This window comes from Algoriphagus sp. AGSA1 (genome assembly GCF_021390545.1).
Classification (GTDB): Bacteria; Bacteroidota; Bacteroidia; order Cytophagales; family Cyclobacteriaceae; genus Algoriphagus.
In genome coordinates this window covers 90,710-117,535 of sequence record NZ_JAJUWR010000005.1, presented here as the reverse complement: position 1 = coordinate 117,535, position 26,826 = coordinate 90,710, and the positions used below count along the sequence as shown (strand labels likewise).

The following is a 26,826-nucleotide window of genomic DNA, read 5'->3' as shown; positions in this document are numbered from 1 at the left end:
CTTTGCACGCCCAAAATGGGTGTAGCTAGACTATAAATACAATGACTGATCCAATAGCTGATTACCTGACCAGGTTGAGAAACGCCATCAAGGCTTCTCACCGAATCGTTGAAATCCCTGCTTCTAACATCAAGAAAGAGATTACAAAAGTATTGCACGACAAAGGATATATTCAGAATTACAAGTTTGAAGAAAACGGTCCCCAGGGATCTATCAAAATTGCCCTGAAGTTCAATCCTGTCACCAAGCAAAACGCAATTGTGAGCTTGAAGAGAGTTAGTACACCAGGTTTGAGAAAATATGTGAAACATACGGAGCTTCCAAGAGTGATCAATGGTCTTGGGATAGCGATCGTATCCACCTCTAAGGGTGTGATGACTGATAAGGAAGCTCGTACCGAGGGTGTAGGTGGAGAAGTTCTTTGCTACGTTTACTAATTTACTATCATGTCTAGAATAGGTAAAAAACCAATAAATATACCTGGCGGTGTTACTGTAGACGTTACAGCTCATGGAACTGTAACTGTTAAAGGTCCAAAGGGTACACTGGTCCAGGAAGTGAATCCTGATATCACAGTGAAAGTAGAAGGCAGCGAGATCGTTGTCACCAGACCTACCGACTCCAAGAGACACAAGTCTATTCATGGTCTTTACAGATCGCTTATCAACAACATGGTGATAGGTGTATCTGAGGGATACAAGAAAGATTTGGAGCTTGTGGGTGTAGGTTTTAAAGCCACTAATCAAGGTCAGATTCTTGAATTGAACCTTGGTTACTCTCACAGCATCTTTATGTCTCTACCTGAAGAGGTGAGCGTGAAGGCTGAAACTGCAAAAGGTAAGAATCCAATCGTTACCTTGGAGTCTATTGATAAAGAATTGATTGGACAAGTAGCTGCAAAAATCAGATCATTGCGTAAGGTAGAACCTTACAAAGGAAAAGGTGTGCGCTTCGTTGGTGAACAAGTTAGACGTAAGGCTGGTAAAACTGCCGCTAAAAAATAATAGGTTATGGCATTTAATAGGAATTCCAGAAGACTTAGAATCAAGCAGGGTATCAGAAGAAAGATTTCCGGTACCGATTCCAGACCTCGTTTGTCAGTTTTCAAAAGCAATACTGGCATGTACGCCCAGCTTATCGATGACCTTAAAGGTCAGACCTTGGCTCAGGCTTCTTCCAAAGAGTTGGGAGCAAAGGAAAACACCAATGTATCAGTGTCCAAGGAAGTAGGTAAAAAACTTGCTGAAAGAGCTGTTGCAAACGGAATAGAATCCGTAGTATTTGACAGAAATGGCTACTTGTACCATGGTAAAGTGAAAGCTTTGGCAGATGGTGCCAGAGAAGGTGGCCTTAAATTTTAATCAGCTATGTCTCAATTAAGAAGAAAGCCTATCAGGGCTACAGATACAGATCTAAAGGAAAAAGTAGTAGCGATCAACCGAGTAGCCAAAGTGGTAAAAGGCGGTAGAAGATTCTCTTTTTCAGCAATCGTTGTAGTAGGAGATGGCCAAGGTGTTGTAGGGTACGGATTGGGTAAGGCCAATGAAGTGACCGACGCGATCACTAAAGGTATCGAAGACGCAAAGAAGAATTTGGTTAAAGTGCCGGTTTTGAAGGGAACTATCCCTCACGAGCAGATTGGTAAATACGGTGGAGGTTTTGTATTGATCAAGCCGGCAGCAGCAGGTACCGGGGTTATCGCCGGTGGTGCGATGCGGGCGGTATTGGAGAGTGCCGGCGTCACAGACGTATTGGCTAAATCCAAAGGATCATCTAACCCGCACAACGTGGTAAAGGCTACTATTGAAGCCTTGGTTCAGCTAAGAGATGCTATTGCTGTGTCACAGCAGAGAGGCGTTAAGATGTCTAAAGTATTTAACGGATAATCATCATGGCTAAAATCAAAATCACGCAAACCAAAAGTACCATTGATAGACCAAAAGATCAGAAAGCAACTATCACTGCACTGGGTCTTGGTCGTATCAGCAAATCTGTGACCGTAGAGAATACGCCTCAGATTGCAGGTATGGTAAATAAAGTTAATCACCTTGTAAAAGTGGAGGAAGCTTAATTATGAAACTGCATACATTAACACCAGCTGAAGGATCTACCAAGAATCGTAAGAGAATTGGTAGAGGTACAGGTTCAGGTAGAGGTGGTACTTCTACTAGAGGTCACAAAGGAGCTAAATCCAGATCAGGATATAAGTCTAAGTTAGGTTTTGAAGGTGGTCAGATGCCACTTCAGAGAAGAGTTCCTAAATTTGGATTCAAAAGCTTGAACAGAGTTGAGTTCAAACCAGTAAATTTGGATACATTGCAAAGTCTTGCTGAGCAATACAACTTAGAGGCTGTAAACATGGAGACTATGGTTTCTCATGGCATTGCTTCTAAGAATGACAAAATCAAAATCCTCGGTGGAGGTGAATTGAAGTCCAAATTAGACGTCACTGCCCATAAATTTTCGGCAACTGCTTCTGCGGCTATCGAAAAGGCCGGCGGAACGGTAAACACAATTTAATTTAATGAAAAAGTTTATTTCGACAGTTAAGAACATTTTCTCTATCGAAGACCTTAGAGTTAGAATCATGAATACGATCGGTTTTCTGATCATATTCAGATTGGGGTCGTTCATAGTTCTACCAGGTGTGGATCCAGCTCTGCTAGGAGATGCCCCGGAGGGGATCTTTGGATTGATCGATACTTTCCTTGGTGGAGCGTTCAGTAACGCGTCTATCTTCGGTCTAGGCATTATGCCATATATATCTGCCTCCATTGTGTTGCAGCTATTGACTGTCGGAGTACCATATTTTCAGAAGATGCAAAAGGAGGGTGAGTCTGGAAGAAAGAGGATCAACCAGATCACCCGGGTTTTGACCATCCTGATCACCATAGCCCAAGGTATCGGATATGTATCCGCTACCATTATACCTACTGGTGCTGTGATGGTAAGCTCTACCTTGTTTATGTTTAGTTCCTTGGTGTTACTTTCAGCAGGTACCATGTTCTGTATGTGGCTGGGAGAGAAGATCACTGAAAAAGGCATAGGTAACGGGATATCAATGCTGATCATGATAGGTATTATTTCCAGATTTCCCGGAGCTCTTATTGCCGAAGGGCTTGAGAAGGGGACTTCAGGGATGTTGCTTCTGATTATCGAGGCAGCAGTATTGTTCTTTGTGGTCGTTGGGGTGATTGCTTTGACAGAAGCTACCAGAAAGATTCCTGTACAATATGCCAAACAGGTAGTAGGTGGTAAAGTATATGGAGGACAGAGACAGTATATACCTATTAAGGTCAATGCTTCTGGTGTCATGCCTATCATCTTTGCCCAGTCGTTGATGTTTGTTCCTGCACTTATAGCGCAGATCTGGGCATCCGAAAATGACATTGCCAATTATATCGGTGCTACATTCAGTGATTTCACATCATGGCAGTACAATTTGCTCTTTGCATTGATGATCATCCTATTCACCTTCTTCTACACTGCCATCACGGTGAATCCTGAGCAGATTGCAGAAGATATGAAAAGAAACGGTGGGTTTGTTCCGGGTATTAAGCCAGGAGCTCCTACTTCAGAGTTCATCGATGGGATTATTTCCAAGATCACGCTTCCGGGATCTATACTTCTGGCGGCGGTAGCTATACTTCCTGCTCTTGCGATCATATCAGGAGTCGGCGGGGAGTTTGCCCAGTTTTACGGTGGTACCTCCCTATTGATTATGGTGGGTGTGATCATGGATACATTGAGACAGATAGAAAGCTACTTATTGATGAGACACTACGAAGGCATGATGAAAAGTGGTAATGTGAAGAATAATCCTTCTAATTACCAAGTTGCCTAAGATGATTCATTACAAGACTTCTGGCGAAGTTAAGTTAATAAAAGAAAGTGCCGACATATTAGCTAAAGCCCATGGGGAAGTAGCCAAGTATGTCAAGGAGGGGGTAAAGACCTCTTTCCTGGATAAAATTGCTGAGGAGTTTATCAGGGATCACAATGGAGTGCCTTCATTCAAAGGCTACAATGGATTCCCCGCTTCACTGTGTATTTCTGTCAATGAGGTAGTGGTACATGGTTTTCCCAGTGAATATGAATTGAAAGATGGCGATATAATCTCAGTAGATTGTGGAGTCTTTCACCAAGGTTTTCATAGCGATTCCGCTTATACATACCCTATTGGTGAGGTCTCTCCGGCTGTTCAGGCATTATTAAAGGCCACCAAGGATTCATTATACATTGGAATAGAGCAAGCTGTTTTTGGGAACCGCATAGGAGATGTGGGTAATGCTATCCAGAAGTTTGTCGAGGCAAAGGGCTACACAGTGGTCAGAGAGCTGGTCGGGCATGGATTGGGCAAAAGCCTGCATGAAGGCCCTGAGGTTCCCAATTATGGGAAAAAGGGAAGTGGCCCTTTACTCAAAGAAGGAATGGTGATCGCTATAGAGCCCATGATTAATCTTGGTACAAGAAATATAGTCCAGGAGCGTGATGGATGGACTATTCGCACAGCGGATAGGAAACCCTCAGCTCATTATGAGCATACAGTAGCGATATTTGAAGATAGAACAGAGGTGTTGACCTCTCATAAATACATAGAAGAGAATTTTAAATTCTAATATGGCCAAGCAAACATCAATAGAGCAAGACGGTACCATCAAGGAAGCATTGTCTAATGCGATGTTCAAAGTGGAACTGGAGAATGGACATCAGCTGATCGCCCATATATCCGGTAAGATGAGGATGAATTATATAAAGATCCTTCCTGGTGATCGAGTAAAACTGGAACTGTCTCCCTATGATCTGAGTAAAGGCAGAATTGTATATCGATATAAATAAGACTGAGATGAAAGTAAAAACATCCATCAAAAAAAGAAGTGCTGACTGCAAGCTAATCCGTAGAAAAGGAGTATTGTATGTCATCAATAAGAAGAATCCTAAGTTTAAACAAAGACAAGGTTAAATTATGGCTAGAATTGCAGGTGTAGATATACCAGACAATAAGCGTGGCGTAATCGGACTTACCTATATCTTCGGAATAGGAAACTCTGCTGCCAAAGCTATCCTGACCAAGGCCGGTATCTCTTTCGATAAAAAAGCAGGTGAGTGGGATGACGATGAATCAACCGCTATCCGTAACATTATTGCCGAGGAGTTCAGAACCGAAGGTGTATTAAAGTCAGAGATCCAATTGAACATCAAGCGACTACAGGATATTGGTTGCTATAGAGGTTTGAGACACAGAAAAGGACTTCCGGTTCGTGGTCAACATACCAAGAACAACGCCAGAACAAGGAAGGGTAAGAGAAAAACAGTTGCTAACAAAAAGAAGGCAACTAAATAAAACCTGATTTAGATTATGGCTCAGAAAAGAAACGATAAAGCAAAGGGTAAAAAGAGAGTAGTAAAGGTTGAGGCTGTAGGACAAGCACATATCAGAGCGTCCTTCAACAACATCATTATCTCTCTTACCAACAATGCAGGTCAAGTAATATCTTGGGCTTCTGCCGGTAAAATGGGTTTCAGAGGTTCAAAGAAGAATACTCCTTACGCAGCGCAGATGGCCGCACAGAATTGTGGACAGGTAGCATACGACTTAGGTTTGAGAAAAATCGAAGTGTTTGTAAAAGGTCCTGGATCTGGTCGTGAATCAGCGATCAGAACATTGCAAAATGTAGGATTGGACGTGACTACGATCATCGATGTGACCCCAATGCCACACAATGGCTGTCGTCCTCCTAAGCGTAGAAGAGTTTAATCATAAAATTGTAATACAATGGCTAGATATACAGGTCCTAAATCAAAGATTGCCAGAAAATTTGGTGAAGCTATTGAGGGACATAGCAAAGCACTTGCAAAGAAAAACTATCCTCCAGGCATGCATGGTAGAGGTAGAAGAAAAAAGCAGTCTGAATATGCGATCCAGCTTGCTGAGAAGCAAAAAGCAAAATACATCTACGGAGTATTGGAGAGACAATTCGCAAAGATGTTTGACATTGCTTCCAGAAAAACTGGAATCACCGGAGAGAACCTTCTTCAGCTTCTTGAAGCAAGATTGGACAATACGGTATATAGATTGGGAATCTCCCCTACCAGAAGAGGTGCTAGACAGCTGGTCTCTCACAAGCACGTGCTTGTAAACGGTGAGGTAGTCAATATCCCTTCATTTACACTTAAGCCGGGTGATGTGGTTTCTGTAAGAGAAAGATCCAAGTCTCTAGAAGCGATCACCAGTAGCTTAGCTGGTAGAGGTGCTAATAAATATTCCTGGTTAGAGTGGGATGGTGCTTCATTGACCGGCAAATTCGTCAGTGTTCCAGGCAGGGATGATATTCCTGAGAATGTCAAGGAGCAACTCATTGTCGAACTATACTCTAAGTAATATTTTACTATTTTCAGCTTTTAAAAAAGAACGAGATATATGTCCATACTAGCATTTCAAATGCCCGAGAAAGTGGTGATGGAAAAAGCCGATGATTTTCATGGCTTATTCACTTTCAAACCACTCGAAAAAGGCTATGGAGTTACAATCGGTAACGCCCTGAGAAGAATTTTGCTTTCTTCCTTGGAAGGTTATGCCATCACTGCCATCAAAATACCTGGTGTAGTGCATGAGTTTTCGACCATCGAAGGTGTGGTTGAAGACGTTACAGATATTATTTTGAACTTGAAGCAGGTGAGGTTCAAGAAAGTGCATGAAGCATTTGACGGAAAAATCACTGTTGAGATTAAGAATCAGTCTGTATTCACTGCAGGGGACATTGCCAAGTTCACTTCTTCTTTCGAAATCCTCAATCCTGAGTTGGTGATCTGTCATATCGACGAGAGCAAAAACTTCGAGGTTGAATTGACAATGGAAAAAGGAAGAGGGTATCTACCAGCTGAAGAATCCAAACCAAAAGAGCAGATTTTCGGGACCATCGCTATTGACGCTATATTTACACCTATCAAAAACGTGAAATACAGTGTTGAAAATACGCGTGTAGAACAGAAAACTGACTTCGAAAAGTTGATCATGGAAGTTTCCACAGATGGCTCTATCCACCCGGAGAAAGCTCTTCAGGAATCCGCCAGAATCCTTATCCAGCACTTTATGTTGTTCTCTGACCAGACGATGGTTCTTGATTCTACAGGAGTAGCGGAACCGGAGCCAATTGACGAAGAATTCTTGCACATGAGAAAGCTTCTTAAGACTTCATTGGCTGATCTTGACCTTTCGGTAAGAGCTTTCAATTGTCTTAAAGCTGCAGACGTGAAAACTTTAGGCGACCTGGCCAAACTTGAAATTTCTGATATGATGAAATTCAGAAACTTCGGCAAGAAATCCCTGGCAGAACTGGAGCAACTTATCCAAGACAAAAGCCTGACCTTCGGTATGGATATTTCTAAGTATAAACTTGATGAAGAATAAATAATAATGAGACACGGTAAGAAATTTAACCACCTTGGAAGGAAGGCCGCTCATAGAAAAGCAATGCTTTCTAATATGGCAACTTCGCTGATTCTTCACAAGCGTATCTCAACAACGCTTGCCAAGGCAAAAGAATTGAAGAAGTATTTAGAGCCTCTGGTGACAAGAGCTAAAGAAGATACTACGCATAACAGACGTATGGCTTTCGCTTATTTGAAGAATAAGGAAGCTATCATCGAGCTTTTCGGTGAGGTGATCTCCAAAGTAGCCACTCGTCCAGGAGGATATACCAGAATTATCAAAACTGGATTCAGATTAGGTGACAACGCGGAAATGTGTATCATCGAATTGGTGGACTTCAACGAATTGATGTTGAAAGATGCCCAGCCAGCTAAGAAAACCACTAGAAGATCCCGTAGAGGTGGAGCCTCTAAAGCTGCGGCTACCGAAGCCCCGGCTTCAACTGCTCCGGCAGCTGAAGAGGTACCTGCAAAGGATGCTGAGGAGCCTAAGGCACCAGAGGCTGCTGCGGATTCTGCTGAAGAAGAAACTGACAACAAATAAGTTGTCGGTGGATTAGCAATAGTGAAAGGATTGGACATTTGTTCAATCCTTTTTTTATACCCTTTTCATTTATCTTCCTTCCCAATAAATATTTAACTTTGGGCAATTATCTAGCAAAATGATCAAACAAAAAGCAACATTACTCCTGGCCGATGGCACAGTCTTTCGCGGCTCTTTAATCGGTAATCCTGGTACAAACGGTGGTGAGATTTGCTTCAACACCGGAATGACCGGTTATCAGGAAATCTACACAGACCCATCCTACACAGGACAGATTATTGTCACTACTACTTCTCACATAGGTAACTATGGGGTGATAGACGAGGAAGTAGAATCTGATCATCCCACTATAGGTGGGATAGTAGTGAATACGTTTTCAGATGTCTATTCCCGTCTAGATGCCACAGGCTCGCTACAGGACTATTTGGTCTCTAATAAAATTACGGGAATAGCCGATGTAGATACCCGCCAGCTGGTAAGGCACCTGAGGTCAAAAGGTGCAATGAATGCTATTATCAGTTCAGAATATGAAGGTGATCTGGATGGCTTACAGGCTGAGTTGGATAAAGTGCCTGATATGGCTGGATTGGAACTTTCTTCTACTGTATGTACACCAGAGCCTTACTTTGTGGGAGATGAAAGCTCTCCGATCAAAGTGGCGTGCATGGATTTTGGGATTAAGAAGAACATCCTGAGAAATCTTTCCGATAGAGGAGTTTACTGTAAAGTTTTCCCGGCCAAGACTTCTCTTGCCGAGATGGAGGAATGGGCTCCAAATGCCTATTTTTTATCAAATGGCCCTGGAGATCCTGCTGTGATGGATTACGCTGTAAAAACGACTAAAGACATCCTGGATACTGGCAAACCAGTTTTCGGGATCTGTCTAGGACACCAGCTTCTGGCTGAAGCCTGTGGTATCTCTACCTACAAAATGCACCATGGGCACCGTGGCCTTAATCATCCTATCAAAAACCTGCTTACCGGTAAAAGTGAAATTACTTCGCAAAATCATGGTTTTAATATCACCCGTGAAGACAGCGAGCAAAATCCTGAGGTAGAAATCACCCACGTACACTTGAATGATAATACAGTCGCAGGAATCCGACTCAAAAACAAGCCGGCTTTCTCAGTACAATATCACCCAGAATCATCGCCAGGACCGCATGATTCCCGCTATCTGTTTGATGATTTTATTTCTTTAATCAATAAAAATTAATTCTCTAAAACCTTTTGAAACTATGACGTTGATCCAATCAATTCATGCAAGACAAATCCTCGACTCTAGAGGTAATCCTACAATCGAAGTGGATGTTTACACCGAAAATGGCGCTTTTGGACGTGCCGCTGTACCAAGTGGTGCATCTACTGGTATCAATGAAGCCGTAGAGCTCCGCGACGGAGATAAAAGTGCATACATGGGTAAGGGAGTTATGAAAGCTGTAGCAAATGTTAATGACGTTATTGCTTCTGAACTTGTAGGCTTCGATGTGTTTGAGCAAAACATGATTGATCAGATCATGATAGATCTGGACGGAACACCAAACAAAGGTAAGTTGGGCGCGAACGCAATCTTAGGTGTTTCCTTGGCGGTGGCCAAAGCCGCTGCCGTGGAGTCAAACCAGCCACTTTATAGATACATAGGTGGCGTGAATGCTAATACTCTTCCGGTTCCAATGATGAATATTATCAACGGAGGATCCCATTCAGATGCACCTATTGCTTTCCAGGAGTTTATGATCCGTCCTGTAGGAGCTCCTACTTTCTCTGAAGCTATGAGAATGGGGACTGAAATTTTCCATAATCTTAAGAAAATCCTTCATGACAAAGGTCTTAGCACTGCAGTAGGCGATGAGGGTGGATTTGCACCTAATTTCTCTGGCGGAACCGAAGAAGCTCTTGGAAGTATCTTGGATGCTATTGAAAAAGCTGGATACAAAGCCGGTGATGACGTGACTATCGCATTGGATTGTGCGGCTTCTGAGTTCTTCGTTGATGGTAAATATGACTATACTAAATTTGAAGGTGCTACAGGTGTGGCCAGAAGCAGAGAAGAGCAAGTCGCTTATCTGGCTGAGCTTACTGAGAAATATCCTATTGACTCTATCGAAGACGGCTGTGCTGAAGAAGATTGGGAAGGATGGGCTATGCTTACTGCCAAAATCGGTGATAAAGTCCAGTTGGTAGGTGATGATCTTTTCGTGACCAATGTGAAGTTTCTCCAGAGAGGTATTGAAGAAAAATCTGCCAACTCTATCCTAATCAAAGTAAACCAAATCGGCACCTTGACTGAGACTATAAATGCAGTGAATCTTGCCCACAAAGCTGGTTTCACAGCTGTAATGTCACATAGATCAGGGGAAACTGAAGATTCTACTATTGCCGATCTAGCGGTAGCATTGAATTGTGGACAGATTAAAACCGGTTCTGCTTCCAGATCTGATCGTATGGCTAAATACAACCAGCTACTTAGAATTGAAGAACAATTGGGTGACTCTGCTGTATTTAACGGCAAACTATAAAAGCACCTTTAAAAAGATATGGTATTAAGACAGTTCACCTAGTGAGCTGTCTTTTTTTTGCATCATTTTTGTAACTTGACCTCTATTAAGTCCCTTTACTATGAGCAACTATCTTAAGTACACGAAAAGCTTTTACTTTCTTGGAATTGTTTTCTTTCTGGCGTGGATGATTTTTATCGATTCCAATAATGTGGTAAACCAGGTGAAATTGAGTAATAAACTGGGACAACTGGAGGATCAAAAAGAGTTCTATCTGGATAGAAAAGAGAAAATCAAGACTGAAAGGGAAGAATTGATGAGTAATCCTGAACTCTTGGAGAAGTTTGCCCGTGAAAAGTACTTAATGAAGAAAAACACCGAAGACCTCTATGTCATTGTTAAAAAATAAATACCTTCTCTTATTTTTTCTTGGGTTTGTGTTGTATCAAACTTCATCTTTTGCTCAGCGTGAAATTTATGATGGTGATTCTATTCCCTTAAAGGAGCGGCTCTATTATGGAGGGAACTTCGGAATGCAGTTTGGCACAGTTACGCTCATTGACTTTTCTCCATTAGTGGGAGTGATGATCACCCCTAAGTTTTCTTCTGGTGTTGGGATTACGTATCAGTATTTTAATGATAGGCGGTATATCGGAGGTCAAACCTCCTCCTACGGGGGAAGGATTTTCAGTCGCTATAATATATTTCCTAATATTTTCGCCCATGTAGAATACGAGTCAATTAATTTTGATAATTATAATCTCCGAACGGATCAGTTTGAAAGAATCTGGTCTAATGCGCTCTTCCTCGGTGGTGGATATTTTGCTCCATTTGGTTCTAGGGGAGGGGCTAACTTCACTTTTCTCTATAATGTTCTACATGACAACTTACGTTCACCGTATGGTGAACCTTATGTGATCCGTGTAGGTTTTGTGCTGTAGATACATTTAACGTTTTTCATGGAATCTTTTATTTCAAAATTATACAAGGCGCATCAGGATTGCTCGGAATGCCCTTCACCTAAGATCGTCCAGCAATTTTTTGAAGATGTGTTGGGTTTACTATTCCCGGAACATACCGTGGAGAAAATATGGGATAAGTCACAAATCGAGGCCAATCTAATACGCTTAGAGGATGATCTTTCTTCTATTCTGGAACGGAACCCACATCTTCATAGCGGAATGGGATCAAAGCTGGCAAATGCGTTTTTTAAGAACCTTGAACAGGTTTTTGATTGGATTCATCAGGATGTGGACGCCATGTTTGAAGGGGATCCCGCAGCCAAGTCCAGAACAGAAATCCTACGGAGTTATCCTGGGTTTTATGCGATTTCGGCTTATAGAATTGCCCATTCGCTTCACATGTTGGGAGTGAAACTGATCCCGAGAATGATCACTGAATTTGCCCATAGTCGGACGGGAATAGATATTCATCCAGCCGCAACTATCGGTCAGTACTTCTGCATAGACCACGGCACTGGGGTAGTGATCGGGGAGACTACTATCATAGGAGACCATGTGAAGATATATCAAGGGGTGACATTAGGGGCTCTGAGTGTGGACAAAGCTGATGCAGATAGTAAAAGGCACCCGACTATTGAGGATAATGTGGTGATCTACTCTGGAGCTACTATTTTGGGAGGTAGTACGGTAATAGGAAGAGGAAGTGTGATAGGAGGGAACGTATGGTTGACCAAAAGTGTGGCACCTAAAAGTAAAGTCTATTACCAAACGCAAATGTATCATGCAGATTCAGCTGTGACTGATATGTATGTATTCAAAAACGACCAAGACGAACTGAGTCAGTAGAATGTGATTTTTACTCGGGAAAATTAAATCTACTGGTGAAAAGATGTTTTTAGGGGCTTTCCGATAATTAATCTTGAACACATGAAGCTATTTGAACTTATAGGAAATACACCGCTGGTGCAGTTGGATCATATTCCCGTAAATCCAGCGGTTAAGGTTTTTTGCAAACTGGAAGGCCAAAACCCAGGCGGGAGCGTAAAGGATAGGGCAGCCTACAATATGCTCAGAAGCGCTATGGACCGTGGTGAAATCAAATCCGGGGATAAGCTGGTGGAAGCTACCAGTGGAAACACAGGGATTGCTTTGGCGATGGTAGCGAAAGTCCTTGGTTTGGAGATGACCTTGATCATGCCTGATAACTCCACTAAGGAGCGGGTAATCTCAATGGAAGCCTATGGGGCAAAGGTGATTTTGACTCCTGCGGCTGACACGATAGAGTATTCTAGAACTCTTGCCGAACAGATGAATAGAGAGGGATATTATATGCTAGACCAGTTTGGCAATCCGGATAATTACCTGGCTCATTATAAGACCACCGGCCCGGAAATATGGGAGGATACCGACGGCAAGATCACACATTTTGTATCTGCTATGGGAACTACAGGTACGATCATGGGAGTTTCCAAATATCTAAGGGAGAGAAATCCAGATATTCAGATCGTAGGCACACAGCCTACAGACGGATCCAGCATCCCGGGAATCAGAAGATGGTCACCAGAATTTTTGCCGAAGATTTTTGACCCAAGCCGAGTGGATCAAGTGATAGATGTAAGCCAGGATCAAGCGACCAAGATGACCAGAAGAATGGCCAAAGAGGAGGGGATACTGGCAGGGATGAGCAGCGGAGGGGCATTGCATGCCGCAATCGAGCTTTCCAAAACCTTGGAGGAAGGGGTGATTGTATGCATTACCTGCGACAGGGGTGACAGGTATCTGAGCTCTGACCTATTTGGTTGACACTCCTAGGAATGATTTACCCTGATTGAGGTGCGAATGCTATAGAATGGCTGAAAGTTGTTTTTTTGTTATTGTTAACTATATTTTGATATCCCTTTTTACGGTATTTAAAAGCCGATTTGGTGGGCATTAGCCTATTTTTTTAGCATATAGTTTACTTGGGCAGTTGGTTTGCACTAATTCCTTTGAACCTAATTGACAGGGTTGAATTTGAATGACTAAACCAACAATAGCCATGAACTCTATAAATAAGAACCAAGAAGAACATACTAGGGAAGATCTAAGAGGATCAGAAGCTGTGGAAAAAATCCGTAGTCTGATCGATAAGTCTGGATCATGCTTTTTCGTGACCTCCACCAGCCTGAATAATTCCCACAAATCACGTCCCATGTCAGTACAAAAAACTGATGAGGCTGGAAACATCTGGTTCCTGAGTGCCAAAGACAGCATGAAAAACATGGAAATCGTAGCCGACACTGATGTGACATTATATTTCCAAGGCTCATCTTATTCCGACTTTCTGGAGCTTAATGGGCATGCTGTTATCTCGTATGATAGGGATAAAATCGAAGAACTTTGGGATCCTACGGTCAAAGCATGGTTTACTGAAGGTAAAGATGATCCTCGAATTTCAGTGATCCAATTTATCCCGGACAGTGGATATTATTGGGACAATAAGCATGGAAATGCCGTTGCTGGCATCAAGGTATTGATCAGCGCCATTGCAGGAAAAACAATGGATGATTCCATTGAAGGGACTTTAAACGTGTAGTTGGGGCACTTTAAAGTTCATAGGTGATCCGGATTCCGGATCACCTTTTTTTATATCCTCAGTTTCTGTTGAAATAGTCATTTACCCCGAAGGGCGGCCCGCCTATAGTGGCAATAAATCGATCAAGTCTATATCCTGAAGAATATTTTTTTCTTGTAGAGAAAATAGCACAAATACCACATCGCTCCCCACGTCAACAATGCGGTTATTACTTTCATAGTATGATCTCCTAAGCCTAAAGGAGCAAGTAATCCGGAGCTGAAAATATCCACAAAACCAAAGAGCCAGTGATGTGCCAGAACCTCTGCAAAAAGGTAAATGAAGATGGAGTTCATGCCGACCACGATGATGGGGAAAACCCAAGCTTGACTTTTCTTGACATCCACCAGCCAGTAGAAGAATGCCAGTGTCAAGATAGCCCAACCGCCGGATGCAAAGCTGAAGGCGGTTGTCGCTATGCGCTTAATAATAGGAGTGGTTCCTGTGAAATCCAGCCCATAGCCTATCGCTAAACAGATACTTCCCGCAATTATTAACGCTTTGACTTTTACTGCATCTGTTTTTGAAGAAAGCAGCAAATTGCCGCAAATGGCTCCCCAGATGGTATGTGCTGCTGTGGGGATGCAATTGATCGCTACCCAGCCACCATTGTTGATTTTGCCCATTAAGAGCATATCAGTGTAATTTCCGAAGTTACTGCCATGCTCATAAGGTGTTTCAGGATTGTACCATCTATACATGATTTCGGTCAAAAGCAATAAACCCACCGAAACTCCCAATTGGACTTTCCAAGATCTTCTTATCAATAGGAAAGTGACAAGAATGGTAAAGGAAAGTTGCGTCAGTACATTCCAAAGTTCAAAAACCAATTCCCCTGCATACACACAATGGAGGCCTGTGCCAAACAGGAAAAGCAACAAGCATCTCTTCAAAATATGTGTTGTGACCTTCTTCCTATCTCTGGAATCAGCCATTCTTTTATGCAGTGAAAATGGCATCGCTACCCCCACGATAAACATAAAAAAGGGCTGGATCAAATCCCAGAATCTCAATCCGTGCCAAGGATGGTGGGTAAACTGCAAAAAAAAGGCATGTGCCAAATTCCCTTCCGGGCTGGCATTCAAAAACGATTCATAAATCAGTGCCGCCTCGGCTATTAGCAGACACATGGTAAGGCCTCGATATACATCTAATGATACCAGGCGATTTTGGATTGGGCTTATTGTTCTCATTTGATCCTGCTAATAACTATCGGTGCTGATCAAACAAGATCATATTGCCATCAGGATCTTTTAACATGAAGCTGGCAGGGCCTGAAGAAGCTTCGTTAGCCGGATTGATGATTTCTATTTCTTGGTTTTTTAGCTTTTGTTGGATTTTTCGGATATCATCGAATTCCGGAATTTCCTGTGCATTTTCATCCCAGCCTGGATTGAATGTTAGGATATTTCCTTCAAACATTCCCTGAAACAGTCCGATCAAAGAGTTCTCGTTTTTCATAATGAAATACTTACTTTCCAATGCCCCACCAAATACTTCAAAACCCAGAGCCTCATAGAATGCCTTTGATTCTTCCAGGTTTTTGACACTCAGGCTGACTGAAAAAGCTCCAAGTTTCATGTTTTCCTTAAGGTTAATTTCTTGCTTTTGTTTCGCAGAAGGTGAGAAGTGGGAATGTACGAAAAAACCCATGCTAAATGAAATGGATATGGCTGTAGCTAGTGTGTAAAACCTGTTCATGATATGGTTATTTGAGAAATTTCAGTAGGCTTATCATTGCGCCTAAGTGCATGCCTTCGTGGTAATTGTTAAATGTAATCGCATCGGCAGCATTGGCAAGATGGAATCCTTTGGAGGTGACATAGGGCATGTAATCATCTAATTTCCCTGACTGGTAATCCGATTTTGTCTGCTCGATGGGTTGAATCAAAAGCTCTGCGAAAAGATCCACAGTGGCTTGAGGTTCGGGGATGCCAGGCTTTGTTCCGGGTTTGTATTTTTGAAAAAGATCATCAGTGATATTCAAAGGTACATTTGCGAGACCATAGACCAGGCGTTGTTGCACTACGATTACGTGGCCGATATTCCAAAGCAAGTTATTGTTGAATCCTTCAGGGATCTTGTTTAGTTGTTCCAAGGAGTTGTGAAGGAGAAATTTCAGGTAAATGTTGCGGTTGTTTTCCCAGATATGGAAGTCGTTATTCATGGTCTATAGTTAAGTGGAACTGAGGTTTTTGTTATTGGTTTTCGAGTTTGTATCGTCTCAGTCGGCTTTTAGTGTCTGCCAGCTCATTTTGAAGTGAGTCCACTTTACGGAGTAGGTTGAATATCACATCTATGCCTTCTGGATTGACCTGTAGATCCTGATGGATTCTGATCATTTTTTCCAGATCAGCGACTTTTTCTTCAGGGATAAACCGGGTTTGTTCGATGGTACGGATTTCGATTAGGCCTAGATTGGACAAGGCGTCCACAAAGGATACTTCGATCTCGTAATGGGTGCAAATCGTCTCGATTACTATCAATTCTTGCTGTGCCATCTTATCGTAGTTTTTTTAGTTCTGCAAATAATCTCTTTTCTTCTGCGCTCAGATTGGTTGGGTTTTTAATAGAGAAGGTGAGGATGAGATCCCCGAATTCCCCTTCTTTCTTATAAACTGGAAACCCCTTTCCTTTCAGACGGACTTTAGTGCCATTTTGTGTCTCTGGAGCTACTTTAAGTTTGACTTTACTATCAAAAGTATCGGCTACAAGTTCTCCACCCAGCATGGCGGTATAGAGATCCACTTCCACATGAGCGTAAAGGTTGGCTCCTTCCCGTTGGAATTTCGTGTCGTTCTTGATATGGAATTTGATATATAGATCCCCATTTGGCCCACCATTGATGCCAGGGGCTCCTTTTCCTTTGATCTTGATCGTCTGCCCATCTGCAATTCCCGCTGCTATGGTCAGGCGAATATTTTCCCCATTGACAGTGAGTACTTGCTTGTGTGTTTTATAGGCATCCAGAATGCTGAGCCGCAATTCGGCATGATAGTCTTGACCTTTGAATTTGGCAGTACGTCCACCTTGGCGAAAGCCTCCACTGCCGAACATGGACTCAAAGAAGTCTGAATAGTCTTGATTTTCAAATCCTGCCTGCCTCCCAAATCCTGATCCTCCATATTCTTGGCTTTTTCGCTGCCCTGCACCTTGGGCACCTGCCTGCTCGAATTGATCGGCATGCTTCCAGTCCTGTCCATATTTATCGTATTTCTTACGCTTTTCAGGATCACTGAGCACCTCGTTGGCTTCGTTTACCTCTTTGAATTTCCGCTCTGCTTCCTTGTCGTCAGGATTGACATCCGGATGATATTTTCGGGCGAGTTTGCGATAGGCTTTCTTTATGTCAGCTTCACTGGCGTTTTTGTCAATTCCCAGGATACTGTAGTAGTCTATAAATGCCATAATTCTACTTGGAATTTATCTTTATGATTGGAAAAAATGAGTCAGAAACTCCCCGAGGGAGCTTTCGATTATGAATATAATGAGAATGAAATTGAGAAGGAAAAGCATCTGCTTATTCCTTCTCAATTTCCCTTACCAGCAAGTAGCCGTCCAGGTTTTGAAGCATTGGTTTACCTTCTTCGTTAGCTATCGTCATAGAGCTGATTTGTATTTTGATTTCAAGCTTTTCCTCTTTTCCGGAAATGATTAATTCTTCTGAAGGCACATTGTGAAACCCACTGTTATATAAGTTTAAGAGATCCTTTAAATATGTTGAAATATCAATATTCATCGAGCCATCAGCCCACGTTAGAATGAGATTTGTTTTGTTGTCCCTGTCCACTTCCAAGTGATATTTCAGTTCTGAAAAGGCTTTCTGACGTGTGTTCCATGAGCCTACGGTAATGTGGCGTAAATAGTCGAACCCGGATATGGTCAACTGAAAATCATTTTGCCCAATCAGGGTCAGTTCTTTGTACTTTTCTGACGAACCTAATCTATCATAATAGGGGACATAGGTCAGGTTCATGGATTCAACTAGAAGCTTGTTGGGATTAACATTGATATGCGCTTTGCTGCTCTCTGATCTTTTGACCAGGGTTTTTAGATCTTGCTCAAACCATGGGTAAACCTTTTCCAATCCATGAAAACCTCCCAGGTATTCGAGTATCGAGTTTATCTCGTGGAGATCCTTTATTGGGATTGATATTGTCCGTAATTCTCCAACAGGTTTAAGGCTGCCATTTTCTCCGATTACCCATTTGACCTCATTTTGGATTTTGTCCTTGACCAAAATGTTGTTCTCTGTCAAAATTTGGGCTAGACGCCTTCTTTGCATCGTTTCGCTCAGACCAAACATTCCCCATGGACCAAAGGAGGAAAGGATCATAAGGATAGCGAGTGAAATAGGTATAGTCTTAATGTTCTTCTTGCCAACAGAATAATAGATGGAAACGAACGCTAGCCAAATTCCCATCAGCATAATAATATAGCGGTTTACCGTCAAACCATAGTCTTGCAGCCGGATCCCGATTGCAAGGAAAAGCAGGATGATAAGGGGGATGAGAAAAAGATAGTACCCTTTATGGAATTTCTTGATCCAACCACCTTCTTTCCATCGCTGATAAGGATATAAAAGCAGATTGGTAAATATTCCCAAGACTGAAATAGCGATGATCATATAGCTTACTATTCCTTTTGGCCAGTCCCCTGAAATGATGATTTTGGCTCCATAGAAATATAAGATGCAGAGGTAAATCAGAAGCAGTGGAATCAGGATGAACTGGGTGAAGATCTTAAGTCCTTTTGGGTATCCGTCAAGCGATAGTGTATGATCAAAACTCTTTGGAATACCTGCCAAAAAGAACCAGGTATTGAAAACCCCGAATATAATAACGAAGATCTGGGCGTAGGTCCCGCCTTGGATATCGGCTTCGAAAAGTGCATTAATAGCCAATAATGCCAGGCTGATGCCTAAGAAAATCACCAAGGAATAGTAAACCCCATGAACCAACCTGATGAATAGATCCTTATTATAATTCCAGAAGCTCTCCTGACCAGCATTGCCAATGAAGGGGACGAAGGCGACCATCAAGTGAATGGTAAGGTTGAAAATGGAGTAGCGGATATATGGGGCCCGGGTATTGGTAAATGTTTCCTCAGTAGGAAAGCTCATATAGATTGTTCCCAGGAAAACTAATCCAATTATCCAAGAAACTTGTCTTTGCCAGACCTTGGCTTTTTTGCTTTCCACCAGGACATCAATGCAAAAATAAAGTGGGATGCCCAGGGCAAAAGTCAGCAGGAGGTTTAGCATCCTCAAGTCCTGGACTGGCTCCATTTCGATAATCCAACAGCCTAATGCTGAGGCTAAAAACCCGAAAAACAAACTTGAGGGGAAGCGTGTTGCGGCACTTGTACCTTCTTTCTGAAGCTGGGCTATGGAAGGGAATCTCATGGATTCTTTGTTAAAAATAACATTTACCTAAGTTAACGGACAAAGTCGGTATTTGAGCAATTAGAACGGATATCCTATTGCAAAATTGAAAATCAGGTTTTCTCTTCTCCATGTTTTGTTTCCTATATCAAATGTATTGCCCCATCGCTCCCCATCTTCCAGATAAGGAACACGCACAGGTGTTGCCAGATCGAAACGGATGACAAAAAACTGAATGTCCACCCGTAAACCTACACCTGTGCCTACTGCAAGCTCATTCCACCAGACTTTGGTGAATTTACCTCCAGGCAAACTTTCGTTGTCATTCATCAGCCAGATATTTCCGGCATCCACAAATAGTGCTCCTTTCAAAAGTGATACAATAGGAAACCGGTATTCTATATTTCCCTCTATACGTATGTCACCGGATTGGTCAAAGAAGGAGTTTACATCAAAACTTTCCGGTCTGTAGGTACCCGGGCCAATGGACCTGATCCGGAAAGCCCGCACACTGTTTGGCCCTCCCGAAAAGTATTGCTTCACAAAGGGGAGAGAAGAAGAATTACCGAAAGGAACGCCAACTCCTCCGAACAGTCGGGTAGCTATGGTTTGGTTTTTGGTTAGATTCCAGTGGTATCTCAAATCCACATCTGCTTTGCCATATTGTGCATATTCTAAGCCTAGGAATTTTCCGTCGTCCCGTCCAAAAGCCTGATCGGCCAGGCTCAGTGTGTTTCCGGCAAAGTCCAAACCTACCCCTAGAAAATAGCCATGTGTCCTGAAGCGGTCATTAAGCTTATTATAGTTAAACGTATAATTGATCCCGGCAATGAAATTCTGCTCAAAACTCCTTCTCAAAAATGGATTGTTGTCCAGGATCTGCTCAAATTCAGGGGAGGTTTTACTGAGATTCACCACACTCAGGCTTATTGGATTTATCTCATGATAAGCAAATTGGTTAGCGTTCCAGAAGTAGCCATAGTTAGCTGACACAGAGTTTAAGTTATAAAGACCTCCTCTGCTAAGGTATTCTACCCCTAGACCCATTTTGGTTTTTGGGACAGAGTAGCTGAATTTTTCATTGATCGGCACGAAAAAGATTACGCGCGGGAAAATCAAATCTGCTTTCAACCCAAGTTCGAGGGACCTTAATCCTTTCCTGTCCTCACCCCCGGCGATCTGAAACTCATACCCCATACTCGCGGTCAGATTGATTGTTTCCCCACCTTTGAAAAGATTGCGGTTTCTATAGACAAGGTTCAATGCCGGGCCGGCAAAATTATTTGATTTGGATACCCCTAGTAATTCTGCGCGTACTGAGCGTTTGGTCATTGGAGACAGGTAGAAACTAGCTTTTAGAAGACCCAATGAATCATTTGTGGACAGCTCTTCGTAGCGAAGATTTACAAATTTATAGTTGCCGATGGTACTTAGTCGATTGCTGGAAATCCGGGAAAGGCTAGGGTTGTACCGTTGTCCATCCTCGATGAGTATGTATTCATTTAGAAGTCTTGGCTTGAACACCAGGTTTCCTTGGATGTAGTTCTTATTGTCATATCTGGTGGTATCTAATTTTTTCCCATCCTCGTCGATGGAATAATTCGGAAACACATTGATCGTGTCGATTTGATATGGAATTATGCCGTTGGGCGGGACATTTTTCTTTAGTCTTAAGTAAAGCTTAAATTGGCGTAAGCTGTCAGAAATATTGGTATCAGCCTCAAATATCAGATAATCGGAATTGAAGTTATAGTATCCTTTTTCTTTTAGTGTGGAATCTACTCTAGTCCTTTCGGCATTCAGGGTGTTTAGATCAAATCTGCTGCCTGAGTCCAGTTTGGTCTCTTTCATTAAAGCAATGAGCTCCCTGTCGATTTCCATACTGTCCCGCTCCACAACTACTTCTGTCAGGGTATAGGGAGTGGAGATATTCGCCACATAGTCCACACTGGCAAATTTACCTTTTCGGGTAACCTCTGAATCTGTGGTACTGTAGAAAAATCCACGGTTTTCGAGTCGGTTTATAATGAGTTCTTCAGTTCGGGACGGTTCTACTTTACTGAAATAAACAGGCTCTTCTCCGATTTTCTTGTTCAGAAAGCGATTGATGAACCCAGGTTTTTCTTGTGTTCCCTTATAATGTGCCCAAAGTCCTACATACATTCCTAGAAATTTGCTGTTGGGTTCTGGCCGTAATAAGTCCTCTAATTCTTCTTCTACCTTATCCAGTCCTTTGATGTCCCCTTCCGCATTAATCTCCAACTCAGCTCCTTTATAAAGAAATTCTCCCTCAGGGATGTGTTTTTTCACATTGCAGCTGATAAACCCCGCAAGCAGAATCAAAGTCGTTATGAATGAGTTAGTCTTCATTTTCTTCCACTTCTTTTTCTTGTTTTCTTCCCTTGACTCTCTTTTCCTTCTTCTTTTTCTCTTCCAACTCATCTATTGGATTGCTTTTCTCTTCGTCTCCAGTATTGGGAGCTTTCCATAGCTCAGGGAACTCATTAAACTCCCGGTTGAATATCAAGCCCCCTCCGGTAAGGATAAGTTGTCCATCTATGATGCTTTCGAATTGGTTTTTTCGGAAGGCCCGTATCCTCCATCTGCCATCCTCGGTAAGCATATATTCGAAACTAATGTTTGCCAATACAGTATTGGCCTGTTCTGAACTCTGGGAACTCCCCTCCAGATCCACCTGACTGCCCACTTGTACTATGAGCCTGTCATCAAATAGTGATTGCTGTGCATTAATATTCAGGTCAGTCCTGTTTTGTGCGCTACCCGATTGATAATCCTGATAACTATCCACATCGAAACCTACCTGGAAGCCGCTGTCTCCAAACAGTTTGTTGGAAAGCGCATTCATCTGGTCTGAGAGAACCTGACTGACACTGTTTCTGGCTATAGCTTCTGCCCCTCCCCCAGAGCCATCACTTCCTGTAGAGGGGAAGAATCTATTGAGTACCAAAAGTGAGAAAACCTGTTTGTTGAGCTCGTCCTCCTGTTCGTTGATCTGTAATACTCTGGAGTAAATATTTCCTCCAAAAGCACCTCGCTGGTTTTCCGGCATATCAAGAGTAAAGGAGATTTCGGGTTTTAGTAATTCTCCATTGATATTCAGATAGACTAAGAATGGGAGCTGCTGTTGATATTGGGATTGAGTTTGATTATTGCTCCCTGTAAGCTGTGCAGACATCAATGCAGACGGTGCCGTTTCTACCTTATAAATTGCTTGGATTTCCATGGAGGCATCCATGGGATCACCGTTCCAGGTGATGCGGCTGCCCGGATTGATTTCGAACTTTCTGCTTACCAGATTGTAAAGTGACATTTCATAATGTCCTCCTGTAATTTCATAATTCCCGCTTAGCGTAATCCGTCCATTGGGATTAATATCCACTTGCAGGTCAGAATCCCCTGATATCTGTAGATTGTCACCAGTGGCGGGATCTATGACAATGGTGAAGAGTGCCTCTGGATCGGTCTTCAAAAGAGCTCGGATATCGAATCCGGAGAAGGCATTGGTCGTTTCTTCGATCTGTCTTGTGAGGATATCGTCTGGGTTTTCCTTATTGACAAAAATGACCACCCCCTCTCTTTCTATGAGGTCTAATTGTGATTCAGGTATAATTACTGTTAAGTCGGTATTGTTTTTTACTCCCAATTCAGCACGGACTACCGGAAGCGTAAGGTCTCCGCGGATTGTCACATTAGCATCCAAGCTGGCTTTACCATACACAAGATCATTCTCTCGATCGGTGGAATTGACAGCCATAAAGTTCTTTGCTGTAAGTTTCAGATCAAAAGATGGATTGATGTAGCTTTCAGTAAAGACTGTTCCGTTTATCGAGAAGGTATTGTTTTCCGTATCCCTGATAGTAAAATCATCCAGGTAAACTCCCTCATTGTCGATCCTGATAGATTCATTGGATAGCAGGTACTTGGTGCTGAGCTGAGCCGGGACGAAGGAGGCTTCATGGAACCGGAATTCCCCCTCGTAATTTGGTTCAGTGGTGGTGCCGTTTGCGGTGATGGTGCCAGATAGATAGCCTGATCCATCGAGAACCTGATCCTGTGATAGCCCTGCGATTTTCTGCATTTCTATCCTGTTCAGATCTATTTTCAGATCAAAATTTCCCCCAGTCTCTTCTGCGATGAATTCTCCGTTCAGATCGAAATCCACGCCATCGTCTTTCAGGCTCAGGGAGAGAATATAGTTTCCCAAACTCTTGGCTGTTGCCTCCAAATTCATGTTCCCCAGGGGTACATCCAAGACTTTCAGGCTGTCCACTTGTAGATCACCCATTAGTCCTGTGGCTCCAAATGGATTCTCAATGACAAGTTTCCCGTCCATTTTTCCCCCTGCTATGATTTCATCGGGATTCAGAAGACTGGTAATAGTGGAGAGTCTAAAGCCTTTGAAGATTAGTGCTATATTTTCATCAGTGAAACCTTCGACATTGTTCACCATGGTGAGTTCTTGGTTGGCTTTGGTGAATTTGAAGTCTTTAAATTCCAGATTATCGCCAGAATATTTAAGGGAATTTTCTTCAGGTACATTCCATTGTTCGCCTTTCATAACCAGGTCTATGGAGGAGACATGATAACTCAGCGTATCCCCTGTGATACCTATATCTGAGGATACGTGATAAGTACGCTTATCCTCTTCATAGGAATGAAAATCAAAGTATAGCCTTGAGTCGGCAAGCTGGCCGGTGACAAAGGTCTTCCCCATGTTCAGAGGTCCAGAAGTCAAGTTCTGAAAACCAAAATAAAGACGGAGTTCCTTCTCATTTGAGCGGATTCTGAGCCCTAGACTATCCACTTCCGTGCTCGCATAGTTAATATAAGGGAACTCAATGGTGGCCGTAAGTGAATCGATGTTTTGGAAATAATCCGCTCTCACACTTGCTGAGTCAAAGTCTTCCAAACCTTGTAATATTACATCAGTAAGTAGGGGGTCATCCGAAACCTTCAGATCCAAATTCATGACTATATTTCCGGTCCCAACTTGTGTAGAGGAGTCCAATTCGTCTAGGTAATTCCGGAAATGTGCCGCCAATGCGTCACTCAAATCAGTGGGATTTGTATTGGTGCGCACATATCCATTGAGAAGTCTGCTGGCAATATCCACGCTAGTAGAATCCTCTCTGATGCTCGCATCCAAGGATATTCTTCCCAGCGGATAATTGCGGTTTTCGTAGAGGATTGTTCCTTCATGAAGCAGTGTTTTCAGGTCAAATTCTGCTGGGTTTCCTTCAAAATCCGCATCTAATTTTAACTTCGCTCTGGATTGGTTTGCAGTCAGGCCGAGAGCATAGAAATCCGCCCCTTCTAGGTTCAGGTTGAGATTGATGATAGAGTTGGTCGAATCAAGATCTAGCTTGGTCAACAAAGAAAAATCCAAGAACTCTGATTTCAATCCAGCTTCCAGATCTCCCGCACCATCGACTAATCTCCCTTCCAGTTTCAATCCCGAATAATCCGATCCATATAAGCGAAGCCTTTCAAAAGAGGAAGTTAACTCTGCATTTAGATTGTTCAAGTTTGAGCCAGAGCCTTTAGCCTGAATTGCAAATGTCAGCGTATCTAATTCTGGTTGATTGAGGAGATTCCCCAACTGAAGCCGATTTACCTTCAAGTCGGCAACGAAGCCGATTTTCCCATCGTTTTGATAAGTTCCTACTAACAGGATATTGCCCATCTCTGTTTCCAAATCCAAATCTGCAACAAGGTCATCAAGCTTCCCCCTAGCACCTGCTCGCAGGTCGATTTGCTCCGGGAACTGTACGCCATAGTCTTCCTCCTTTACAAATTTCAACAGCGTTTCTCTGTTTGTGAAAAGAGAGATTTCAGGAAAATCAAAGGAAAGTTGATCAACATCCATCGGATTTTGGATAGATCCTGCAGTGCTGAAATCACTTGATCCCCAGTGCAAATCCAGTCGGGGAATGGTCATGGCTTTCAGATCTCCCCGGGTTACCAGATCTACTAGAATCGGTGCTTTGGCCAGTTCACGTATCAGCGTGTCCTGGGCCAGCGAAGGTTCAAAAAAGTAACTGTCTCGGACATCCAGATTGGATTTATTCACTTTCAGGTCAAACCCAAGATTTCCGTAGTCGTCAATAATCGTCTGAATAGATGGGTATTTGAGTGCTATGCTCGCATTTAAATTACTCCTGTTGGTACTGAGTTGGAGATTCTCCACCTCAGCATATTCATTTCCAGCTGCTAAGTCAAATTGAAATTTCTTTAATTCAAAACCGCTGCCTTCCTGGAAATGAAACTCATGCAGTGATACGCCTGCTTTTTCATCTTTTAGGTAAAGATCTTCTGCGGAAAAAGTAAGGTTGGAGATAAAGATAGCTTCGGGGTTAAAGCTTCCTTTTCTTACAGGTACATCTGAGGACTTGAATTCTATGTCGGTAGAGTCTATGGCGATTTGCCTAATATCTACAGTCCAATCAGGCCACTCAAACGGCCTAGATTCGGAGGGCTCTGCTACGCCATTTGTAGCAGCAACTGAAAAATCGTGGTAAAGAATAGTGGAATTGTTCAAAGCTATAGTCCCAAGTCCGATGGATTGGGACCGTAGATCTGCTTTTGGTAGTTCCACCAATAGGTTTCCGATCTGGATTTGGGCCTTCTGATTGTCTGGCTCACTGGTGTAATCTGCTACAATATTGGTAAGTGTCAGTTCATCCACGTTCAGGATGGGGAGAGGCGATTCTTCGGCGGATTCTTCTGTAGCAGGAAAAGGCTTAGATTGATGGTATTTGATGTTGGTGTTTTGCAGTGCGATTTTTTTAATGTCAAATTCATATTTTTCCAGGTCTATACCAGGGATAGTGACTTCCAATTGACCCAGTAGCATGGCAGCATCGATCCCCATCATCTCGTCCACATAAGTGATATCAAAATTTCGAAGGGAAATCGGTGAGAGCTTGATTTTTAAGGGATCTGAAGCAGTGGTGTCCGCAGCGACCTGGGAGGTGTCCGCAGGTTGGGTAACGAAAGCCCCAATTAAAAAATCAAAATTGAATTTCTCTGTCTCAGCACTTCTGTTTACCCTGGCTACGAGCCCTTCCCATTCTAGTTTTGTTACATTGATGTTTCCGGTGGCGATCAGTGGTGCAAAGGCTACTCCGGCCTCTAGATTTTTAGAATAAACCAAAGTGTCTCCAGCAGTATCTTCCACATATAAATCTTCCAGATAGATATTACCGGAAAAGGTGATAAAAAGCCTCTTTATTGATAATTCAGTGCCTGTTTTTTTAGATATAAAACCTGTCGCTTTTTCCACGACTATCCCTTGGCCCCAAGGGCTACGGATGAAGAGGATCAGGATAACTAAAATCACTAGAATGGCAGTGATAATGATACCCAGGATCTTT

Annotated in this window: 30 protein-coding genes; 22 read left to right on the top strand and 8 right to left on the bottom strand. The window is 42.6% G+C overall.

Going from position 1 to position 26,826, the window contains the following annotated elements; genetic code table 11:
- Nucleotides 1-41: 41 nt before the first annotated feature.
- The 22 genes from rpsH (at nucleotide 42) to LZF95_RS04770 (ending at nucleotide 14,010) form a co-directional block, all read left to right on the top strand.
- The gene (gene rpsH / locus LZF95_RS04875; RefSeq protein WP_057939445.1) at nucleotides 42-437 is read left to right on the top strand and encodes a 30S ribosomal protein S8; all 396 of its coding nucleotides are present in this window, start codon (nucleotides 42-44) and stop codon (nucleotides 435-437) included.
- Between the two features lie 9 nt (nucleotides 438-446).
- A complete protein-coding gene (gene rplF / locus LZF95_RS04870) occupies nucleotides 447-1,004 on the top strand; it encodes a 50S ribosomal protein L6 (protein WP_233753864.1) in 558 nt (185 codons plus the stop codon).
- Nucleotides 1,005-1,010: 6 nt separating this feature from the next.
- Nucleotides 1,011-1,361, top strand: a complete 351-nt coding sequence (rplR, locus tag LZF95_RS04865; protein ID WP_233753863.1) for a 50S ribosomal protein L18 — start codon at nucleotides 1,011-1,013, stop codon at nucleotides 1,359-1,361.
- 6 nt (nucleotides 1,362-1,367) lie between these two features.
- On the top strand, nucleotides 1,368-1,886 hold the full coding sequence (gene rpsE, locus LZF95_RS04860) for a 30S ribosomal protein S5 (protein WP_233753862.1): 519 nt from the start codon (nucleotides 1,368-1,370) through the stop codon (nucleotides 1,884-1,886).
- Between the two features lie 5 nt (nucleotides 1,887-1,891).
- Nucleotides 1,892-2,071 (top strand): 50S ribosomal protein L30, encoded by a 180-nt coding sequence (gene rpmD, locus LZF95_RS04855; RefSeq protein WP_057939441.1) that lies wholly within the window; start codon nucleotides 1,892-1,894, stop codon nucleotides 2,069-2,071.
- Between the two features lie 2 nt (nucleotides 2,072-2,073).
- Nucleotides 2,074-2,520: a 50S ribosomal protein L15 gene (gene rplO, locus LZF95_RS04850; RefSeq protein ID WP_233753861.1), complete on the top strand. Its 447-nt coding sequence runs from the start codon at nucleotides 2,074-2,076 to the stop codon at nucleotides 2,518-2,520.
- A 4-nt stretch (nucleotides 2,521-2,524) separates the two neighbouring features.
- Nucleotides 2,525-3,844: a preprotein translocase subunit SecY gene (gene secY, locus LZF95_RS04845; RefSeq protein ID WP_233753860.1), complete on the top strand. Its 1,320-nt coding sequence runs from the start codon at nucleotides 2,525-2,527 to the stop codon at nucleotides 3,842-3,844.
- 1 nt (nucleotide 3,845) lies between these two features.
- A complete protein-coding gene (gene map, locus LZF95_RS04840; RefSeq protein WP_233753859.1) occupies nucleotides 3,846-4,619 on the top strand; it encodes a type I methionyl aminopeptidase in 774 nt (257 codons plus the stop codon).
- Nucleotide 4,620: 1 nt separating this feature from the next.
- Nucleotides 4,621-4,839 (top strand): translation initiation factor IF-1, encoded by a 219-nt coding sequence (infA, locus tag LZF95_RS04835; RefSeq protein WP_057939437.1) that lies wholly within the window; start codon nucleotides 4,621-4,623, stop codon nucleotides 4,837-4,839.
- Nucleotides 4,840-4,846: 7 nt separating this feature from the next.
- A complete protein-coding gene (gene rpmJ / locus LZF95_RS04830) occupies nucleotides 4,847-4,963 on the top strand; it encodes a 50S ribosomal protein L36 (RefSeq protein WP_082632371.1) in 117 nt (38 codons plus the stop codon).
- 3 nt (nucleotides 4,964-4,966) lie between these two features.
- Nucleotides 4,967-5,344, top strand: coding sequence for a 30S ribosomal protein S13 (gene rpsM / locus LZF95_RS04825; RefSeq protein ID WP_057939436.1), 378 nt, complete (start codon nucleotides 4,967-4,969; stop codon nucleotides 5,342-5,344).
- Between the two features lie 15 nt (nucleotides 5,345-5,359).
- Nucleotides 5,360-5,758 (top strand): 30S ribosomal protein S11, encoded by a 399-nt coding sequence (rpsK, locus tag LZF95_RS04820; RefSeq protein ID WP_057939435.1) that lies wholly within the window; start codon nucleotides 5,360-5,362, stop codon nucleotides 5,756-5,758.
- 18 nt (nucleotides 5,759-5,776) lie between these two features.
- Nucleotides 5,777-6,382, top strand: coding sequence for a 30S ribosomal protein S4 (rpsD, locus tag LZF95_RS04815; protein WP_233753858.1), 606 nt, complete (start codon nucleotides 5,777-5,779; stop codon nucleotides 6,380-6,382).
- A 39-nt stretch (nucleotides 6,383-6,421) separates the two neighbouring features.
- Nucleotides 6,422-7,411, top strand: coding sequence for a DNA-directed RNA polymerase subunit alpha (locus LZF95_RS04810; RefSeq protein WP_233753857.1), 990 nt, complete (start codon nucleotides 6,422-6,424; stop codon nucleotides 7,409-7,411).
- Nucleotides 7,412-7,417: 6 nt separating this feature from the next.
- Nucleotides 7,418-7,975: a 50S ribosomal protein L17 gene (gene rplQ, locus LZF95_RS04805; RefSeq protein ID WP_233753856.1), complete on the top strand. Its 558-nt coding sequence runs from the start codon at nucleotides 7,418-7,420 to the stop codon at nucleotides 7,973-7,975.
- 118 nt (nucleotides 7,976-8,093) lie between these two features.
- A complete protein-coding gene (carA, locus tag LZF95_RS04800) occupies nucleotides 8,094-9,191 on the top strand; it encodes a glutamine-hydrolyzing carbamoyl-phosphate synthase small subunit (protein WP_233753855.1) in 1,098 nt (365 codons plus the stop codon).
- Between the two features lie 22 nt (nucleotides 9,192-9,213).
- Nucleotides 9,214-10,494 (top strand): phosphopyruvate hydratase, encoded by a 1,281-nt coding sequence (gene eno, locus LZF95_RS04795; RefSeq protein WP_233753854.1) that lies wholly within the window; start codon nucleotides 9,214-9,216, stop codon nucleotides 10,492-10,494.
- A 100-nt stretch (nucleotides 10,495-10,594) separates the two neighbouring features.
- A complete protein-coding gene (locus LZF95_RS04790; RefSeq protein ID WP_233753853.1) occupies nucleotides 10,595-10,882 on the top strand; it encodes a septum formation initiator family protein in 288 nt (95 codons plus the stop codon).
- The gene (locus LZF95_RS04785; protein WP_233753852.1) at nucleotides 10,863-11,414 is read left to right on the top strand and encodes a hypothetical protein; all 552 of its coding nucleotides are present in this window, start codon (nucleotides 10,863-10,865) and stop codon (nucleotides 11,412-11,414) included. Before LZF95_RS04790 ends, LZF95_RS04785 begins: the two co-directional genes overlap by 20 nt.
- Before the next feature lie 18 nt (nucleotides 11,415-11,432).
- Nucleotides 11,433-12,281 carry a serine O-acetyltransferase gene (locus tag LZF95_RS04780; protein ID WP_233753851.1) on the top strand — a complete coding sequence of 283 codons (849 nt, stop codon included), beginning with the start codon at nucleotides 11,433-11,435 and terminating at the stop codon, nucleotides 12,279-12,281.
- 81 nt (nucleotides 12,282-12,362) lie between these two features.
- Complete coding sequence (gene cysM / locus LZF95_RS04775) at nucleotides 12,363-13,238, top strand: cysteine synthase CysM (RefSeq protein WP_233753850.1); 876 nt, start codon at nucleotides 12,363-12,365, stop codon at nucleotides 13,236-13,238.
- Nucleotides 13,239-13,473: 235 nt separating this feature from the next.
- On the top strand, nucleotides 13,474-14,010 hold the full coding sequence (locus LZF95_RS04770; protein WP_233753849.1) for a pyridoxamine 5'-phosphate oxidase family protein: 537 nt from the start codon (nucleotides 13,474-13,476) through the stop codon (nucleotides 14,008-14,010).
- A 128-nt stretch (nucleotides 14,011-14,138) separates the two neighbouring features.
- Here LZF95_RS04770 and LZF95_RS04765 read toward each other — a convergent pair whose 3' ends face one another.
- The 8 genes from LZF95_RS04765 to LZF95_RS04730 all read right to left on the bottom strand — a co-directional run bounded on the left by LZF95_RS04765 (nucleotide 14,139) and on the right by LZF95_RS04730 (nucleotide 26,792).
- On the bottom strand, nucleotides 14,139-15,242 hold the full coding sequence (locus LZF95_RS04765) for an acyltransferase family protein (RefSeq protein WP_262912215.1): 1,104 nt from the start codon (nucleotides 15,240-15,242) through the stop codon (nucleotides 14,139-14,141).
- Nucleotides 15,243-15,258: 16 nt separating this feature from the next.
- Nucleotides 15,259-15,750, bottom strand: coding sequence for a VOC family protein (locus tag LZF95_RS04760; RefSeq protein WP_306422271.1), 492 nt, complete (start codon nucleotides 15,748-15,750; stop codon nucleotides 15,259-15,261).
- Between the two features lie 7 nt (nucleotides 15,751-15,757).
- Nucleotides 15,758-16,216: a DinB family protein gene (locus LZF95_RS04755; protein WP_233753847.1), complete on the bottom strand. Its 459-nt coding sequence runs from the start codon at nucleotides 16,214-16,216 to the stop codon at nucleotides 15,758-15,760.
- 31 nt (nucleotides 16,217-16,247) lie between these two features.
- A complete protein-coding gene (locus LZF95_RS04750; protein ID WP_233753846.1) occupies nucleotides 16,248-16,550 on the bottom strand; it encodes a chaperone modulator CbpM in 303 nt (100 codons plus the stop codon).
- Between the two features lies 1 nt (nucleotide 16,551).
- Nucleotides 16,552-17,457: a DnaJ C-terminal domain-containing protein gene (locus LZF95_RS04745; RefSeq protein WP_233753845.1), complete on the bottom strand. Its 906-nt coding sequence runs from the start codon at nucleotides 17,455-17,457 to the stop codon at nucleotides 16,552-16,554.
- Nucleotides 17,458-17,569: 112 nt separating this feature from the next.
- Complete coding sequence (locus LZF95_RS04740; RefSeq protein ID WP_233753844.1) at nucleotides 17,570-19,453, bottom strand: DUF4153 domain-containing protein; 1,884 nt, start codon at nucleotides 19,451-19,453, stop codon at nucleotides 17,570-17,572.
- A gap of 60 nt (nucleotides 19,454-19,513) precedes the next feature.
- Nucleotides 19,514-21,802, bottom strand: a complete 2,289-nt coding sequence (locus LZF95_RS04735; protein ID WP_233753968.1) for a BamA/TamA family outer membrane protein — start codon at nucleotides 21,800-21,802, stop codon at nucleotides 19,514-19,516.
- A complete protein-coding gene (locus LZF95_RS04730; protein WP_233753843.1) occupies nucleotides 21,792-26,792 on the bottom strand; it encodes a translocation/assembly module TamB domain-containing protein in 5,001 nt (1,666 codons plus the stop codon). The genes LZF95_RS04735 and LZF95_RS04730 overlap by 11 nt, the downstream gene beginning before the upstream one ends.
- Between the last annotated feature and the right edge of the window lie 34 nt (nucleotides 26,793-26,826).